Source organism: Klebsiella sp. JB_Kp042 (assembly GCF_040065275.1).
Lineage (GTDB): Bacteria > Pseudomonadota > Gammaproteobacteria > Enterobacterales > Enterobacteriaceae > Klebsiella > Klebsiella quasipneumoniae.
This window is the reverse complement of sequence record NZ_JBEAJL010000082.1, coordinates 49,481-66,355: the sequence shown is the minus strand read 5'-3', so window position 1 is coordinate 66,355 and position 16,875 is coordinate 49,481. Positions and strand designations below refer to the sequence as shown.

Annotated in this window: 10 protein-coding genes and 2 pseudogenes; all 12 read right to left on the bottom strand. The window is 60.5% G+C overall.

All coding sequences use genetic code 11. From position 1 onward, the window contains the following. Positions 1–7: 7 nt before the first annotated feature. The 12 genes and pseudogenes from bcsD to dppA all read right to left on the bottom strand — a co-directional run bounded on the left by bcsD (position 8) and on the right by dppA (position 16,606). Positions 8–484 (bottom strand): cellulose biosynthesis protein BcsD, encoded by a 477-nt coding sequence (gene bcsD / locus ABLV54_RS13560; protein ID WP_023291301.1) that lies wholly within the window; start codon positions 482–484, stop codon positions 8–10. Next, positions 484–4,536: a cellulose biosynthesis protein BcsC gene (locus tag ABLV54_RS13555; RefSeq protein ID WP_060589827.1), complete on the bottom strand. Its 4,053-nt coding sequence runs from the start codon at positions 4,534–4,536 to the stop codon at positions 484–486. Before ABLV54_RS13555 ends, bcsD begins: the two co-directional genes overlap by 1 nt. Continuing rightward, a complete protein-coding gene (gene bcsB, locus ABLV54_RS13550) occupies positions 4,533–6,962 on the bottom strand; it encodes a cellulose biosynthesis cyclic di-GMP-binding regulatory protein BcsB (RefSeq protein ID WP_023291303.1) in 2,430 nt (809 codons plus the stop codon). The genes ABLV54_RS13555 and bcsB overlap by 4 nt, the downstream gene beginning before the upstream one ends. Continuing rightward, positions 6,959–9,070, bottom strand: a complete 2,112-nt coding sequence (gene bcsA / locus ABLV54_RS13545) for a UDP-forming cellulose synthase catalytic subunit (protein ID WP_117134151.1) — start codon at positions 9,068–9,070, stop codon at positions 6,959–6,961. The genes bcsB and bcsA overlap by 4 nt, the downstream gene beginning before the upstream one ends. 19 nt (positions 9,071–9,089) lie before the next feature. Continuing rightward, a pseudogene (locus tag ABLV54_RS13540) lies at positions 9,090–9,882 on the bottom strand (cellulose synthase operon protein YhjQ/BcsQ). Position 9,883: 1 nt separating this feature from the next. Continuing rightward, on the bottom strand, positions 9,884–10,414 hold the full coding sequence (locus ABLV54_RS13535; protein ID WP_348814181.1) for a cellulose biosynthesis protein BcsO: 531 nt from the start codon (positions 10,412–10,414) through the stop codon (positions 9,884–9,886). Between the two features lie 316 nt (positions 10,415–10,730). Then, positions 10,731–10,910 (bottom strand): annotated as a pseudogene (locus tag ABLV54_RS13530) (hypothetical protein). An 18-nt stretch (positions 10,911–10,928) separates the two neighbouring features. After that, on the bottom strand, positions 10,929–11,942 hold the full coding sequence (dppF, locus tag ABLV54_RS13525; protein WP_023291307.1) for a dipeptide ABC transporter ATP-binding subunit DppF: 1,014 nt from the start codon (positions 11,940–11,942) through the stop codon (positions 10,929–10,931). After that, positions 11,939–12,922: a dipeptide ABC transporter ATP-binding protein gene (dppD, locus tag ABLV54_RS13520; RefSeq protein ID WP_023291308.1), complete on the bottom strand. Its 984-nt coding sequence runs from the start codon at positions 12,920–12,922 to the stop codon at positions 11,939–11,941. Before dppD ends, dppF begins: the two co-directional genes overlap by 4 nt. A 10-nt stretch (positions 12,923–12,932) precedes the next feature. Further along, positions 12,933–13,835 (bottom strand): dipeptide ABC transporter permease DppC, encoded by a 903-nt coding sequence (dppC, locus tag ABLV54_RS13515; RefSeq protein WP_032454328.1) that lies wholly within the window; start codon positions 13,833–13,835, stop codon positions 12,933–12,935. A 9-nt stretch (positions 13,836–13,844) separates the two neighbouring features. Beyond that, positions 13,845–14,864, bottom strand: coding sequence for a dipeptide ABC transporter permease DppB (gene dppB, locus ABLV54_RS13510; protein WP_002921786.1), 1,020 nt, complete (start codon positions 14,862–14,864; stop codon positions 13,845–13,847). A gap of 134 nt (positions 14,865–14,998) precedes the next feature. Beyond that, positions 14,999–16,606, bottom strand: coding sequence for a dipeptide ABC transporter periplasmic-binding protein DppA (gene dppA / locus ABLV54_RS13505; RefSeq protein ID WP_032454329.1), 1,608 nt, complete (start codon positions 16,604–16,606; stop codon positions 14,999–15,001). Positions 16,607–16,875 lie beyond the last annotated feature (269 nt).

Sequence of the window (16,875 nt, the reverse complement as noted above, 5' to 3'; positions counted from 1 at the left end):
TCACTCTTTATGGATGGTAGTAAAGAAACTGAACGTCAGAGACGGAGAACACCCGCTCACGCTGCAATATCACGTGAGCACTGCCTCCCTGACTCTGCAGCCAGCGAGAATATAACCCCTCGAGTATGGCACAGAACGCGTTGCACCAGCGCACGCGCCCCGCGTCGTCGCGGCTGACCGGCAACGCCTGATGGCGCAGGCGCAGGCCGTCCTCGCCGACGTCGATGGTCACCACTCCCCAGTGGAAATGGGTCAGCAGCCGGTTGATATTCGCCTCCAGCTCCCCGACGGTCTCCGACGCCGGCAGCGGATGGGCCTCCGCCAGCGAAGCGCCCATCTGACGCAGGAACGGCTGGCTCTCCAGCTCGCCGGCATTATTGAGCATACCTTCGACCATAATAATCAACAGATCGAACCATCCGGCAGGCGTCTGCTGCTGCTGAAACCAGGTCATCACCACCGGGTTATTGTTCTCCGTCATCATCAATGATCTCCTAACATATAGCGAATATAGAGCCCGGCGGTGCTTTCGTTATAATCCCCGAAGGTGTCATAGCCAATCTGGCCCCCCAGCGTCATCTGTTTGTTGACCTTGTAATCCGCCCCGGCGCGCAGGGTATAGCCGATGCCGCTCTTCGAGGTCGCGGAATAGTAGGCTTCCTTGGCAAACCCGTTGCTTACCGCCGTCTCCAGGGTTTGCTGCCACTCCGAATTGGTCGGGAAATAGGCGCTCTTATCCTGGCTGTAAGACTGGTAGCCCACCGAGCCGCCGAGCTTCATGGTCCAGTTATCATATTTCTCCGTCAGACTGACCGGCAGCGACACGCTGACGTAGTTCTGCGGACTAAAGTAGCCCCCCTGGCCATAGGTGAAGTAGCTGAGGTTTTTGGAGTAATCCATATAGCTCATGCTCAACCCGGCCTGCAGCTGGCGGTATTCGTCATGATAGGGCCGCAGATAGACCCCGGCATTGGCATTGATGCTGGTGTTGCTGGCGACGTTCTGTCCGAGATAGCTGTATCCGCCGCCGCCAACGTAGAAGCCCGCATCGCCGTCGTCATAGCTCAGCTGCAGGGTGCCGCCGTTTTTCGTCACCTGCCCCCAGTTTTTCCCGGAATAGGCATCCTTCAGACCGACATAAGAAAGCAGGCTATCGGTCAGCGAGCGGCGTTCGCCGGTGAGGATCAGCGACAGATAGTTGGTCAGCTTGGGCGACCATTTCACCCCGCCGACAACGGTATTAAGATCCTGGCCCAGCGGCGTGCTGCCGATATCGACCCGGTAATCGTCGCCGCTTAGCGCCAGCGCCAGTTCGACGCCGTTGGCCTTCTGCGAATCGGTCGAGCCGCTGGTCTGGTCAACGTTCGGCTTGCGGCTGGACGAGGAGAGATAGCTGGCCACCTGCCCCGAATCATAGCTCCCGAGCTTGGCCAGGTTTTCCATCCCGCTGCTGGTGGTCGGATTGAAATCCGCCGCGTTCAGGGTGCCGAGGCCGCTTAACGCCTCAGCGCCCGGATTGCTGGCAAAATAGGCCGTCCGCTCCGCCTCGGTCATCGCGGCGATCGCCGCCTGCTCGCTGGTGGCGGTACTCACCATATTGGAGACCGCATTGGCCAGCGGGTTGGCGCCGTAGCGACGCCAGGCGTCGCCGCTGGCGGTCCCGGCGTTTAACGACACCGGGGTGACGGTAAAGTCAAAGCGCGAGTCGCCAAACGGCGAGGAGGACCAGGTCAGCGGCGTTCTGAGCTCCGTCAGCTTGCTGGTGCCCGATTCGCCGTCGCGTCCGCGCACGTCCATTCCTCCCTGCAGCCAGCTGCCGGTTTTCTCCTGCAGCGACTCCATCATGGTGTCCACCTGGCGCAGCATCCGCGTCTGGGCGGTGTCCACCGGCAAATCGGTGCGCTGGATCCCCGGCAGCGAGGAGCCGGGCGCGGCGGCCGACTGGGCGACCTGCCACGGCATATACTGGCCGTAGGCGGAGGCCGTCCGCGTCGGCGCCGACGTTTGCGACACGCCGATAAAGGGGTTATCCGCCGCCAGCACCCCGCCGACGGTCGGCGTTTCGCTGCTGTTGGTGCTTTGCATGCCCAGCAGTTTGCCGCGGGCGCTGCGCAGGTAGGTCATCGCCTGCTGATGATGACCCTGGGCCTCCGCCACTCTCGCCAGCAGCAGCAGGCGATCCGGGGAGTTATCCTGACGCAAGCCGCCGGCCAGCTGTTCAGCGCGATCGTTGTTCCCCGCCGACAGCGCCACGTCGATGGCCCCGGCGCGCGCATCCTGGTTCGGCGTATCGCGCGTCATCAGGTAGTCATAGACCACCCCGGCCTCTTTGTTCATTTTGCCGCTCTGGTACAGCCGCGCCATGGCGAACATCAGATCGGTGTTTTGCGGATCGCTTTGCATGGCGCGGATCAGCTTGTCATACGCCGCGGCGTAATTGCCCTGCTCGCGCAGGCGATCGGCCTCGTTGATCACATAGCCATTGCGAATGCTCGCCAGCTGCGTCGGCGTACTGCTGGCCTGCAGCTGCGGATTGCTGATCAGGTTCTGCGCCTCGCCGGTCAGCCCGGCCTGGTTCAGGACGGCGATCTGATCGGCGTAATCGCCGGCGTTGCCGGACACCCCGCCGCTGATATTGTTGCGCACCAGCGATACCGCGGTGGTCAGGTCGCCGCTCTCGGCCAGCAGCCGCGCCAGCTTGCCGGCGTCCGCCGGTGCTTTCGGCGGCGTAGAGGCCATCGCCCGCAGGGTATTGCTGGCGGCGATGGTATTGCCCTGCGCCAGGTAGTTTTCGGCCGTCACCAGCTGCAGGTTGTAGTTCACCCGCTGACGTAAATCGCGCATGTCGCTGGTCTGGCTGCCGCCGGGAATGCGCGACAGCAGCGTCTGCGCCTGCTGCCAGGCGCCGTTTTCGCTGGCGAACAGCGCGGCGGCATACAGCGCGCTGTTGCTGGCGCCGGGGCGATAGGCCGCCGACATCAGCGAAGAGGCCTCGCTGGTGTTACCCGATTTTTGCAGCAGTCGGGCCAGATCGAGACGCAGCCAGGGATCGTCCGGATAGCGGGCGACGCCCTGGCGCAGGGTGGCAATGGCGCCGGCTGGGTTACCGCTGCTGACCTGCGCCTGGGCCTGACGGCGCAGGGCGTCGCCCGGGACGCCGGCCACCACTCGCGGCTGCAGTTTTTGCTGCAGACTCTGCGGCAGCGTCTGCAGCATCGCCTGCGCCTCGGCGGATTTATTCTGCTCGCGCAGCACGTAGTATAGGTTTTCCCGCGCCGCCGCATTCTGCGGATCGTCGTTTAACAGTGAGCGCAGCGTTTGCTCGGCCTGGGGTAAATCTTTGTTATGCCGCAGCACATCGGCGCGAAACAGCTTCGCCGAGGCGCCCCGCGCCCCGCTCTGCTGCGCCAGCGGCGCGGAGAGCGCCAGCGCCTGGCTGATATTGCCCTGCTTATAGGCCTGCTGGGCCTGCGCCAGCTGGCCGTAGAACAAGGCATCGGCCGCCTGCTGACGGCGGGTCGCCGAGGCGTCGCCGCCGAGATCCGCCGCCCGGCTCAGATATTGTGACGCGGCCTGGTAGTCGCCGCTGCGCTGGGCGATATAGCCCATGCCCGCCAGCGCATCGGCATCCTGCGGGTTGGTCTGCAATACCTCTTCAAACTGCTGTTTCGCGGCAGCGGTATTGCCGCTGTTGAGATTGGCGTAGCCCTGGCCGCGCGCCTGACCGCTGCGCCGTTCACGAAAGTAATTCTGAACTTCGCTATCCTGCGGATGCCGCTGCATCCAGGTATCGTAATACTGCTCATCCCCGGCCTGCGGGCCCAGCCAGAGCAAGGCCTGACGCAAGCCGCTGTCCGCCTCTTTATTGCCGCTGGCCATCGGTTCGAGCAGGGCGATCCCTTCCCGACGGGTCTCTTCCCGCCAGGTTAACGCTTTGCCCAGCGCCACCCGCGGGGCGTTCTCCTGCGGATGCTGCGCCACGTACTGCCGCAGTTCGCTGATGGCCTGCGGATAAAGCGATTTGTCGCTGGCCATGGTCAGGTAATATTCCGCCGCCAGCCCGGCAGGCGGCGTATTGCCATTGAACATGCTGCGCCAGGTCGCCAGCGCCCCGGGGATATTGCCGCCGCGCGCCTGCTGGCGGGCCAGGCTGAGCTGGCCCTGCGGCACCTGCGACATCTTTTTGGCGTTGTCCAGATCCTGCAGGCCCGGGCTATCCGGCGCCGCTTTCGCCAGCCGCGCGCGCCACTGCGCCGCCGCCTGCATATCGCCGCCCTGCTGCGACCAGAGCGCCATCAGATACAGCGCCTGGGTGTTGTTGGCATCCACCGAGAGCACCTTCTGCAGGGACTCCATCGCCAGCTCGTCATGGGATTTCTCATGCCAGTAGTTGGCCTGGGCGAACAGCGCCTGCAGCGCCGCGTCGTTACCCGCCGCCAGCGCGCCGCCAGAGGCGCCGAGAGCCAGGGCGCCGGTGAGGCAGAATGTGGTGAGCCGCCGGGAGCTTTTCATCGTTATCGTTATCTTTCTTTTCATTGGTTATCCCCCGAACCCAGACGCTTACGGGCGTGACGTTTAAACATCGCGGTCAGCGCCAGTCCCATTATCGAGGTGGCAATCAGCCCCAGCAGGGCGAGGAAACCGGAGTGCTGGCTGGCATACCAGACCGCCATCATGTACCACGGCATCTGACCGCTGGGGAACGGCGTACTCACCTGGAAACTGCGCACCCCGTTATCGCTGGTGATCACCGCGGTATCGCCACGGATCCCGGCGTTGATGCGCGGCGAGTCCAGATCGTTTTTCAGTCGCGCCAGCTGATCATCATTGCTGGCCATCGCCACCACCACCAGCCGGGCGGGGTTCCACGGCGAACGATAGCTGATAAACCCGCGCCAGGCGCTGCTGGACGAGAAGTAGCGATCGGCGTCGAGGCTGGCGGAGGTCCAGTCGCCGGTGAGCCGGCGCTGCGCTTTTTGCCACAGATCGGGCTCGCGGACGCTCAGCACATTATCCACCGGGCGGTAGGGTGAATCGGCCAGCAGGCTCTGGTTGAAGGCCTGCTGATCGAGAGCGGTGACCGCCAGCACGTCACGTTCGCGCAGCGACTGCAAATCCCCGCCGCCGGTGGGCATCCCGAGAACGACGCGGTTATTCGCCAGCGCGGTGCCGGTCGCGTTCCCGGAGCGCGCGGCCAGATTCAGCAGGGTCGCCACCTGGGTCTCAGACGGTTCCGCCGGCAGCAGGAGCGTCGTTTGCGAATAGTCCGCCAGCCGCGAGAAGGGGAACGAGGCGCCGACGAAATAGGAGAGGTTTGGCAGCAGCGAGAAGTGTCGCGTCTTGCTCAAATCAATCCAGGAGTCGTCAGTGATGCGGCTCTTGATATTGTTATTCAGCAGCACCTGGCACGGAACATCGTCCTTCGGCACCACATTGAAGTACATCGACAGCTGGTTATCGCCGTAGATCAGGTAGGGGGCCAGCGGGATGGTAAAGCGCTCCTGGCGCGCATCGCCGCCGAGGTGGCGCCAGACTTTCTCCAGCGGCCCCTGCTTGTTCATCGGCAGGTTGTTGAGGAAGGTGCCATTGAGCGTGACGCTCAGCAGGGACTTATCCTCATTGATCCAGTTTTCCGACGGGAAGCGGTAGCCAACCTGCAGCGGGATCGTCTCGCCATCCCACAGATAGAGGTCCGGGGCGGCGCGGAAGGCGATACGTAAAGGTTCATGCCAGACGCCGCTGACGGTCGGGCTTTGATCCTTACGCAGCAGTTCGCTGAGCCTGACCGGACGATCGGTGGGGATCCAGCGCGGGGCATCATACGCTTTGCCAACCGGGATGGTCTGCGGCTCGACATCCAGCGTCGCGGTTTGCGGCGCAAAGTTACCGCGGGTTAACCGCCAGGCAGCCATGCGCAGCGCGGTATCGTTTTTGCCGACGATCAACAGCAGCTTATAGGCCGGATTGGCGGGATTGGCGATGATGCGCAGCAGCGGCTTATCGGTTTCCGGCAGCGTCATACCGCCCACCTGCTCGCCCGGATGGCCAATCACGATGCCATGGCGTTCCGGCAGACGGTCGCGCAGCGCGCTGAAGGCGATGCCGCGATAGTCCGCCTGGATACCCAGCCAGGAGGAGACCAGCGCCGCGGCGCTGAAGACGTCGGCCGACGGCTTCGCTCCATAGGAAACGGCGATGTCCGCCGGCGTCATCTGCATGCTGTCGAAGAAGGGACGCGGGAAGTGGCTCAGATCGTCGCTGATGTTCAACTGCTGGCTTTCCCAGCTGAAATGCGACGTGGGCAGCACCGTGACCCGCGACGAATCATGAATGTCACGCTGGCACTGCAGGGTATCGCCATCGTTGATCTTCACGCTCAGGTTATTGCTGGAGACCATCAGCGCGGGCGGGATATCCAGCTGATAATGGGAGACATCCTCGCCATCGGCGCCCAGCGGCAGGGTGCCGAGCGGTTGACCGTTGAGCATCAGCTGTAGGGTGGCGTTGCGGCTCGCCATTTCCGGCGATACGCGAACGGCAAGGCTGAGCTGCGAATGGATCACCACCTGATCGGAAGGCAGGGTAAAGCTGACGCCCCCCTGCCGCTGACCGCCGCTGAGGATAATGCCGTCCGGCATCCCCATCTGCGCCAGATTCAGGTCGCCTCCCCAGACCGGGGCGACAGGAATGACCTCCGGCGCGGCCGTACCGCTCACCGGCGGGGGTAAGTCCGGCATCTCCGGCGCAGGGGCCGTCGCCGCCGCATCGCCGTCGGTGGCGGGGGCTGCCGGAGAGGCGCCCTCCTCCGGCGAGGCAGCCGGGGGTTCGTCGCCTGGCTCGCTGTCCGCCGCGCCGTTGAGCTGCGGGAAGCTCAGCGGGGCGGCAGCGCCCGGTTCTTCACTGTGCAGCGCAGGCGCAGAGAGCATCCCTGCCAGCAGCGCCAGCGTCGTTAATCGCTTCATAACGTGCCATCCTCCTGCGCCGTTTTCGCCACTGTTGCCCGATTGCGCTGGCTGCGACGGGTTTTCCACGTCAGCCAGAACAGTTCGAACACGCAGCGTAAAATGGTGAAGAAGGAGCGGAACGGGTTATCCTGCGGGCGCGGCGGATTAATCCAGGCATCCGCGCGGGCCAGCACCACGCGCACCAGTTCACGGCGGCGCGAAAGCGGAATATCTTCATCAAACTTGAGGCGCAGGAAGCGCTCGTCAGAGGTGACCAGCTGCGCCGGGATCGAAATAGCCCCGGACTGCAGGATCAGCTCAATCTCTTCGATATCATCCTCCAGATGGCGCGTATCCGGCGCCACCACGCGGCAGCCGCCCATCGACAGATCCTCGGTATGGCTGCGGGAAACGATGCCGCTGGCGTAATGGATCACCACCGGAATATCGACATCGATACGAATGGTTTTGCGCACCTGCCGCGTTTCGCGCGCTACGGCAATCGCCGCCAGCAGGAAGATCAGACTGTAGATCCCCCATCCGACGTTGAGGGCGATAACGTTGGGGTCCGAGCCAAAGTAGTCATGGCCAATCGCCCGGACGATGCCGACGATCACCCCCAGCGCCAGCAGGCAGGCCACCACCAGATGCGGGCGCACCACGGTGAAATCGAAGTAGCCGACGTCCAGCAGGCCGCCCTTATCGGTGACGTTGAATTTGCCACGCTTGGGGAAAATCATCGTCACCAGGGTCGGCAGCACCAGGTGGAAAGCCAGCACAATATCGTAGATTTCCCCCCAGAAGCTGTAGCGATAGCGGCCGTTCATTCGCGAACCGACGTAGATGGCGAGAAACAGGTGCGGCAGCGCATAAGAGACGATCAGGCTCGCTGATGAGTAAATAATATTGAGGTTAAACAGCAGGTAAGCCAGCGGGGCGGTGACAAACACCACCCTCGGTAGCGCGAACTGGTAGTAGAGCATGGCGCTGAGATAGCACAAGCGCTGCTGGAAGGTCAGCCCACGGCCAAACAGCGGGTTATCAACGCGAAAAATCTGCGTCATTCCGCGCGCCCAGCGGGTACGCTGGATAACGTGCACCACCAGGCGCTCGGTGGCGAGGCCAGCCGCCAGCGGAATATCGAGAAAGGCCGATTTCCACCCAAGGCGCTGGAACTTGAGCGCCGTATGGGCGTCCTCGGTGACCGTTTCGACGGCGAAACCGCCGATCTGCGCCAGCGCCTCGCGGCGGATCACCGCGCAGGAGCCGCAGAAAAAGGTGGCGTTCCAGTTATCGTTACCCTGCTGAATCGGGCCATAGAACAGCATCCCTTCGTTCGGAATATTGCGCCCGACGGAGAGGTTGCGCTCGAACGGATCCGGGGAATAGAAGTAGTGCGGCGTCTGCACCAGCGCCAGCATCGGATCTTTCAGAAAGCCGCCGACGGTGGCCTGCAGAAACACGCGCGTGGCGACGTGGTCGCAGTCGAAGACGCAGATAAGCTCTCCCTGGGTCAGGGTCAGCGCGTGGTTAAGGTTCCCCGCTTTGGCGTGCTTGTTGTCGTTGCGGGTGATATAGCCCACCCCGACGTCGGCGGCGAACACGGCAAACTCGCTGCGCTTACCGTCATCCAGAAGATAGATTTTCATTTTATCTTTTGGATAATCAATGCATTGTGCCGCGAGGACGGTGTCACGCACCACCTCCAGCGGTTCGTTATAGCTCGGAATATAGATATCGACCGTCGGCCACTTGCTCATATCATCCGGCAGCGGAACAATGCCGCGCTTCAGCGGCCAGACCGTCTGCAGATAGTTAAGCAGCAGCATCACCCAGATATAGACTTCCGCCAGAAAGAGCCCCATGCCGAGAATGGTTTCAATGGCTGAGTTGAAGTGCAGGGTCTGCGTGAGGCGAAAATACATGTAACGGGTGGACATCAGCAGCGAAGTGACGACCATAATCACCGAGATGCTGCGCCGTTTGCTGAAACCAATCAGAAACAGAATACCAATGCTCAGCAGACCAAAGATGTACTGCTTCTGGCTGTCCATCGGCGTGATCACTACCAGCACGGCGACCGGAGAGAGCACCAGCGCCAGCAACCAAAAAAGAGATTTTTTCATTCAGCAGCCCTGCAATAAGTTAAAGCCCTGACATGCGTGGCTGGCTGTGCACCGTGCCATCGCCAATATGGATACCCAACAGCGAAGATATTTTTTTAGCAATAATTTCAATATCGAAGGCCGCTGCCGAGGAGGCGTTAAAGTCCAGAATCGACTTCTGCGACGCATTGGCCTCCACCACGCTTTCATCACGATGGACAATGCCAAGCAGTCGTTCGCCCAGTTTTTCTTCCATCAGGCTGGTGACGTCCCGGCTGACCTGGCGACGGCTATCGCTTTGGTTAATGACGAAATAGTGCCCATGCTTGTGATTCAGCGCCGCGCCGGTCAGGCGCTGTTTTTCCACGTGCGCCAGGGTCGACATCGAGGCGGTATCCGCCAGCAGCGGGATCAGATGCAGGTCCGCCAGACCCGTCAGCGCCTTTAGCGCCGGCGAAGGCCCTGGCGGCATATCGGCGATGGTGATCAGCCCGGGATAATTCAGCAGCGCGGAGAGACCGCGCTGGAGAAAATGGTCGTTGTGAGTCAGTTGCTCATCAAACGCCTGACGCTGCGCTTCGCTCACTTCGCCATACGGCAGGACGAAAATATTGCTGCCGGCGCTCAGCACGCACTGGCTCCAGTCGTGCATTTCCAGCGCCTTCGCCACGTAGCCGCGCTCATCGTTCAGCGGCACGCCAAAATGCAAACGCAGGGCGTTCTGGACGTCAAAATCCAGCGCCAGAACTTTGCTGCCGGTCCGCGCCAGCGCATAGGCTAAATTGGCCGCCAGGGTCGTTTTCCCTACGCCACCTTTCGGTGAACAGACGCAAATCAACGGCATGTTGCGATCCTTTCCAGAAGTGATTTCAAAGGCTGGTCTTTATTTTTCGTCACCGGCTCTGCGCTTTTCGCCGCGAACAGATGGGCATAGTTCTCGGCGGCGGGCGCGGGTCGGGGGGCTATTCTCGGCGGCGGAGCCATTGCCGGTTCAGGCGCCGGGATGGGAGGCGCAGGGGCCACCGCAGGCTCCTGCCTGACCGGCTCCGGCGCGGCTGCGGCGATCTCCACGACCGGCTGCGGGGCCGCTGGCGCGGCAGACGCAACAGGATCAGAGGCTGGCGCCGCTGCTACGGCCGCCTCTACCTGGCGGAACAGATCCGCAGGCACCGACTGCGGCAACGGCGCGGAGACCGAGCCTCCCAGCGCCAGGGACGAGGGTTTCTCTGCGTCGGGATTCAGCTGATTGAGGATCGCCCAGTCTCCATGCTCCCGCGTGGCGGCTTGCGATGAAAGATCCTGAAATTTGAGGTTTTGCGTCCGCGTTTTTTCCTGAAAGCGCTGCAGATCATCATAATGGTTCATTGATAACCTCATGATTTTAAAAATTTCATATTAAGTTTTTTGTTATTTTCTGGGTATATTTAAAATATCGTGACGTCTCTGGTATGGCAGAAAAAGCGCCGGTGGAGACGTACCAATACACACGATTGACAGGGTTATAATAGTTTAGATTTTGATTTTCGGTGTGATTCCACGGCAGAAGTATCGCTACACTAACATTTCCCTTTGAGAAGAATAGCCCCATTTTTTAGGTATGCGTACATCCTCAAGCCCCGCAACCACCGCGCTTCCCATTCGTTTTTATATAAAGGTATTTCGCGATGATAGAATCATAGCGTCAGATAAGCGAAAGAATAAACCTGAACCATTTTAATTTCTCTTTAATTCTATAAAAATGGACTGAAAGTCTTATTTTTTCGGATAATCGACGAAGAATGCTCCGAGAGCGTGGCATTCACTGCGATAAAAGGCGATATCGTCGGATTTCATCTCCGGCGGGAGAGAAGCTCCCGGTCATCGGACCGGGAGCGTGCCATCAGGCGTGGGGCTTTTGCGGATTCTCATCCTGGTCGACGGCAAAGCAGGCCACCAGCTGGCCGCCGTAATCCTTCAGCTGCGGCTGAAGCTGGGTGCAGGGGCCGAAGCGCCGGCGGCAGCGCGCGTTGAAGGCGCAGCCCGGCGGCGGATTCAGCGGGCTCGGCAGCTCGCCGGTCAGCTTAATCCGCTCGCGACGGTCGTCCGGGTTCAGACGCGGCGTCGCCGACAACAGCGCCTGGGTGTATGGATGACGCGGATTGTTAAAGATCTGCTCCTTGGTGCCCTTCTCCACGCAGCGGCCGAGATACATCACCATCACTTCATCAGCGATATGCTCGACGACCGACAGGTCGTGGGAGATAAACACGTAGGACAGTCCTAAATCCTGCTGCAGATCCATCATCAGGTTCAGCACCTGAGCGCGTACCGAAACGTCCAGCGCGGAGACCGGCTCATCGGCAATCACCACGTCCGGATCGAGCATCAGCCCGCGGGCAATGGCGATACGCTGGCGCTGACCGCCGGAGAACATATGCGGATAGCGATCGTAATGCTCTGTTTTCAGGCCCACTTTCGCCATCATCGCCAGCGCTTTTTCGCGGCGCTGCTCTTTGCTCAGGCTGCTGTTAATCAGCAGCGGCTCTTCCAGAATCTGCCCCACTTTTTTACGCGGGTTCAGAGAACCGTAGGGGTTCTGGAACACAATCTGGATTTTTTGCCGCCGCAGCTTCTGCGCCTGCGGGTCGTGCTTAAGCAGATCCTGCCCCTGATAATAGAGCTCGCCGCCGGTGGGAATTTCAATCATCGTCAGCAGACGACCGAGGGTCGATTTACCGCAGCCCGACTCCCCCACCACCGCCAGCGTTTTACCGCGCTCAAGGGTAAAGGAGACGCCGTCCAGCGCCTTCACCAGCCGTTCCGGGGCGAATAACCCCTTCTTCACCGGGTAGTGTTTTTTCAGATCAATGGCCTGCAACAGCGGTTGTGGCGTGGCGGCCTTTTGCGTACTCATAATCCAGGCCTCCCGGCATCATCGAGTGGGTAGTGACATTTAGACTGGCGGCCGCCAGTGAGATCCGCGAGCGCCGGCTCTTCACTACGACATTTATCCGTAGCATAGGGGCAGCGCGGGTTCAGCAGGCAGCCGTTGGGACGGTCATATTTCCCCGGCACCACGCCCGGCAGCGACGCCAGACGCGCTTTATCCTGGGCGAACTCCGGCAGCGCGCGCAGCAGCGCCTGGGTGTATGGATGGCGCGGCGCGCGGAAAATATCCTTCGCATCGCCAGTCTCCACCACCTGACCGGCATACATAACGATAATTTTATGCGCGGCCTCGGCCACCAGCGCCAGGTCGTGGGTGATCAGCACCAGCGCCATATTCTCCTGCTGCTGCAGATCCAGCAGCAGCTCGATGATCTGCGCCTGAATGGTCACGTCCAGCGCAGTGGTCGGTTCATCGGCAATCAGCAGTTTTGGCCGACAGGCGATGGCCATCGCGATCATCACGCGCTGGCTCATCCCGCCGGAAAGCTGATGCGGATAGACGTCCAGCCGCGACGCCGGATCGGGAATGCCCACCAGGTTCAGCAGGTCGATGGCCCGCTGGCGGCGGGTTTGCTTATTGCCGCCCTGATGGACTTTAATCGCTTCCATAATCTGGTAGCCGACGGTATAGCACGGATTGAGGCTGGTCATCGGATCCTGGAAGATCATCGCCACCTCCGCCCCCACCAGCTGGCGCCGCTCTTTTTCAGAGATGCGCTGCAGATCGCGGCCGTTAAACTCCAGTTTGTCCGCCATCACCCGGCCGGGGTAATCAATCAGGCCCATAATCGCCAGCGAGCTGACGGATTTACCGGATCCAGACTCCCCGACGATGCCGACCACTTCGCCCTGCTTCACGCTATAGCTGATGCGGTCCACGGCGCGGAACGGCGCGTTTTCATCGCCGAAATGCACCGATAATTTATCTACATTCAATAACGCCATCTCGAACCTCTTACTGCTTCAGTTTGGGATCGAGCGCGTCACGCAGACCGTCACCCATCAGGTTAAATGCCAGCACCGTCAGCAGGATCGCCACGCCCGGGAAGGTCACCACCCACCAGGCGCTCTGTGCGAACTGCAATACGTCGGAGAGCATGGTGCCCCACTCCGGCGTCGGCGGCTGCGCGCCCATGCCGAGGAACCCCAGCGCGGCCATGTCGAGAATGGCGTTAGAGAAGCCCAGCGACGCCTGAACGATCAGCGGCGCGAGACAGTTAGGCAGAATATTGACGAACATCTGGCGCATCGCCCCGGCGCCCGCCACGCGGGAGGCGGTCACGTAGTCGCGGTTGACCTCCACCAGCACCGCCGCGCGCGTCAGACGCACATAGTGCGGGAGCGCCACAAAGGTGAGCGCCAGCGAGGCGTTGACGATGGAGGGCCCGAAGATAGCCACCAGCACCAGCGCCAGCAGCAGACTCGGCAGCGCCAGCATAATATCGACGACGCGCATGATGATCGAGTCCACCACCCCGCCGAAATAGCCCGCCACCAGACCGAGCACCACGCCGAGGATCAGCGACAGGACCACCACCAGGCAGCCCACCAACAGCGACAGGCGCGCGCCATACATCAGGCGAGACAGAATATCGCGGCCCACGTCGTCAGTGCCGAGCAGATGCGCCAGGCTGCCGCCCTCCTGCCAGAACGGGGGCGCCAGCAGCGAATCACGGAACTGATCCGCCGGGTTATACGGGGCGAGGAAGTTGGCGAACACGGCGATAATGATCATCACCGCCACGTACACCAGACCGACCACCGCCCCTTTATTGCGCTTGAAATAGTGCCAGAACTCCTGCAGCGGGGTCATGGGCACCGGCGCAGCGATAACTTTATTTTCAGTAACTTGTGACATGATGGCCCCTTACTTCTTATGCCGGATACGCGGGTTCACCACGCCGTACAGCAGGTCGACCAGCAGGTTGACGAGGATAATCATCGTCGCCACCAGCAGCACCCCGCCCTGCACCACCGGATAATCGCGACGCTGCAGCGCGTCGATCAGCCAGCGGCCTAAACCAGGCCATGAGAAAATGGTTTCCGTCAGGATGGCGCCCGCCAGCAGCGTGCCCACCTGCAGGCCAATCACCGTGACCACCGGCAGCATCGCGTTACGCAGCGCGTGGATCACAATCACCCGCATCCGGGTCAGGCCTTTGGCGCGCGCGGTACGGATGTAGTCTTCGCCGAGCACTTCCAGCATCGACGACCGGGTCATACGCACGATCACCGCCAGCGGAATGGTGCCCAGCACGATGGCGGGCAGGATCATATGCATTAAGGCGTCAATAAAGTCGCCCTGCTCGCCCCAGATGGCGGTGTCGATCAGCATAAAGCCGGTCAGCGGCAGGGTATCGTCAAGGAACACCGTATCGCTGATGCGCCCGGAGACCGGCGTCAGGTTCAGCTGTACCGAAACCAGCATAATCAACATCATGCCCCACCAGAAGATAGGCATCGAGTAGCCGGTCAGCGCCAGGCCCACCGCGGTGTGGTCAAAGATGGAGCCGCGTTTTACTGCAGCCAGCACGCCCACCGGAATGCCGACGGCGACGGCGAAGATCATCGCGCAGACGCCCAGCTCAAGGGTGGCTTTAAAGCGTGGGACAAACTCCTGCCACACGGGAATGCGGCTTTTCAGCGAGATGCCTAAATCGCCGTGCAGCACGCCCCAGATATAGTGGGCATATTGCTGCCACAGCGGCTTATCAAGGCCCATTTCGGCCAGCAGCTGCGCGTGACGTTCGGGGGAAATACCACGTTCGCCCGCCATAATCATCACCGGATCGCCGGGGATCATATGGACGAAGGCAAAGGTGAGAAGGGTGATACCGATAAATGTCGGGATGACAAGTCCCAGACGTCGGAGAATAAACTGCAACATAACCCGGATTCTCTCTAGTGACGCCCCGCCTGGCGACAGGGCGTCTGTATTGCTCACAAAAGCATTCCCCGGAATAGCGGGAATACGCCCCCCACCTCTCCCACACGGGGAGAGGGGGTCAGGCATCGTGCTTATTATTCGACAGAGACGTTATCGAAGTGGTGTTTACCCAGCGGATCCACCACATAGCCTTTGACTTCTTTACGCACTGGCTCGTAAACGGTGGAGTGAGCGATGATCAGCGCCGGAGCCTGGTCATGCATCACTACCTGAGCCTGTTTGTACAGTTCAATACGCTTGTTGTGGTCGTCGGTGGCGCGGGCCGGCTGAATCAGATCTTCAAACGGCTTATAGCACCAGCGCGAGTAGTTGGAGCCGTCTTTCGCCGCGGCGCAGCTGAACAGGGTCGCGAAGAAGTTATCCGGATCCCCGTTGTCGCCGGTCCAGCCCATCATGACGGTCTGGTGCTCGCCCGCTTTCGCGCGTTTCAGATACTCGCCCCACTCGTAGGTGACGATCTTGGCCTGGACGCCAATCTTGGCCCAGTCGGCCTGGATCATCTCCGCCATACGGCGGGCGTTCGGGTTATACGGACGCTGTACCGGCATCGCCCACAGGTCGATAGTGAAGCCTTTTTCCAGGCCCGCTTCTTTCAGCAGCTGCTTCGCCTTCTCCGGATCGTAGGTGTAGTCTTTGACGTCGTCGTTATAGCCCCACATGGTCGGCGGGATCAGGTTCTTCGCCGCCTGGCCTGCGCCCTGGTAAACCGCTTTGATGATCGCTTCTTTGTTAACCGCGTAGGTCAGCGCCTGACGAACTTTCACATCGTCCAGCGGTTTCTTCTCGGTGTTGAAGGAGAGATAACCGACGTTCAGACCCGGCTGTTCCAGCAGGGTAATGTTTTTATCTTCCTTCATGCGCGCGATGTCCGCCGGGTTAGGATACGGCATCACCTGGCACTCATTTTTCTGCAGCTTGGCGTAGCGCACGGAGGCATCCGGGGTGATGGAGAAGACCAGACGATCGATCTTCGGCTTGGTGCCCCAGTAGCCCGGGAAGGCTTTATACAGAATGCGGGAATCTTTCTGGTACTGCAGCAGCTGGAATGGACCGGTACCGATAGGATTGAGGTCTACTTTTTCCGGCGTGCCGGCTTTCAGCATGTTGTCGGCATACTCTTTAGAGAGAATGGAAGCGAAGTCCATGGCCAGGTCAGCGAGGAACGGCGCTTCCGGGCGGGTCAGGACGAACTGGACGGTTTTATCGTCCACTTTCTTCACTTCGCTAATCAGGTCTGGTAACCCCATCCCTTCAAAGTATTCATAGCTGCCGCCAGAAACTTTATGGTACGGGTTATTGGTATTCTTCTGTCGATCGAAGGAGAACACCACGTCATCGGCGTTCAGGTCACGGGTTGGCTTAAAGTCTTTATTATCCTGCCACTTCACGCCCTGACGCAGGTGGAAAGTATAGGTTTTTCCGTCCGCACTAACTTCCCATTTCTCAGCCAGTCCCGGAATAACTTCCGTCGTACCGGTTTTGAATTCGACCAGGCGGTTGTAGATGGGTACGGAACTGGCGTCATAGGTGGTGCCAGAGGTGAAGAGCTGTGGGTTAAAGCCTTCCGGCGAGCCTTCTGAACAATAAACCAGGGTTTTCGCTTGCACGCTGGCGGCGACGGTCATGGCGACCAGGCTCAGACCAAGCTTCAGCATCCCTGATTTCTTCAAGGAAATACTCATTATTCTGCTCCAAAACTGTGATGTTGTTTGCATATATCCGCCAGACCTTTATTTATTTTTATTCGTCATATTTCGAACCACGGATGCGTTGGCTGCGCTCGATTATCCCAGTCACATCGTTATCTATGTTCCTGGGGATTCGCAAACTTGCCGCCTTCCCGCAGCGCGAACTATTTAGAATATACCCGGTCCGGTCGGTGGTGCCCGAAGGCGTAGAGAGAGATGGGGATTCCTTTCGCAAAAACGACTGAGTTGCAGTACGGATTCTC

Coding starts and splice junctions, on each gene's coding strand:
- bcsB (WP_023291303.1), bottom strand. CDS start 6,962: ATGAAGCGATTAACGACGCTGGCGCTGCTGGCAGGGATGCTCTCTGCG.
- bcsA (WP_117134151.1), bottom strand. CDS start 9,070: ATGAAAAAATCTCTTTTTTGGTTGCTGGCGCTGGTGCTCTCTCCGGTC.
- dppA (WP_032454329.1), bottom strand. CDS start 16,606: ATGAGTATTTCCTTGAAGAAATCAGGGATGCTGAAGCTTGGTCTGAGC.
- ABLV54_RS13555 (WP_060589827.1), bottom strand. CDS start 4,536: ATGAAAAGAAAGATAACGATAACGATGAAAAGCTCCCGGCGGCTCACC.
- dppB (WP_002921786.1), bottom strand. CDS start 14,864: ATGTTGCAGTTTATTCTCCGACGTCTGGGACTTGTCATCCCGACATTT.
- bcsD (WP_023291301.1), bottom strand. CDS start 484: ATGATGACGGAGAACAATAACCCGGTGGTGATGACCTGGTTTCAGCAG.
- ABLV54_RS13535 (WP_348814181.1), bottom strand. CDS start 10,414: ATGAACCATTATGATGATCTGCAGCGCTTTCAGGAAAAAACGCGGACG.
- dppF (WP_023291307.1), bottom strand. CDS start 11,942: ATGAGTACGCAAAAGGCCGCCACGCCACAACCGCTGTTGCAGGCCATT.
- dppD (WP_023291308.1), bottom strand. CDS start 12,922: ATGGCGTTATTGAATGTAGATAAATTATCGGTGCATTTCGGCGATGAA.
- dppC (WP_032454328.1), bottom strand. CDS start 13,835: ATGTCACAAGTTACTGAAAATAAAGTTATCGCTGCGCCGGTGCCCATG.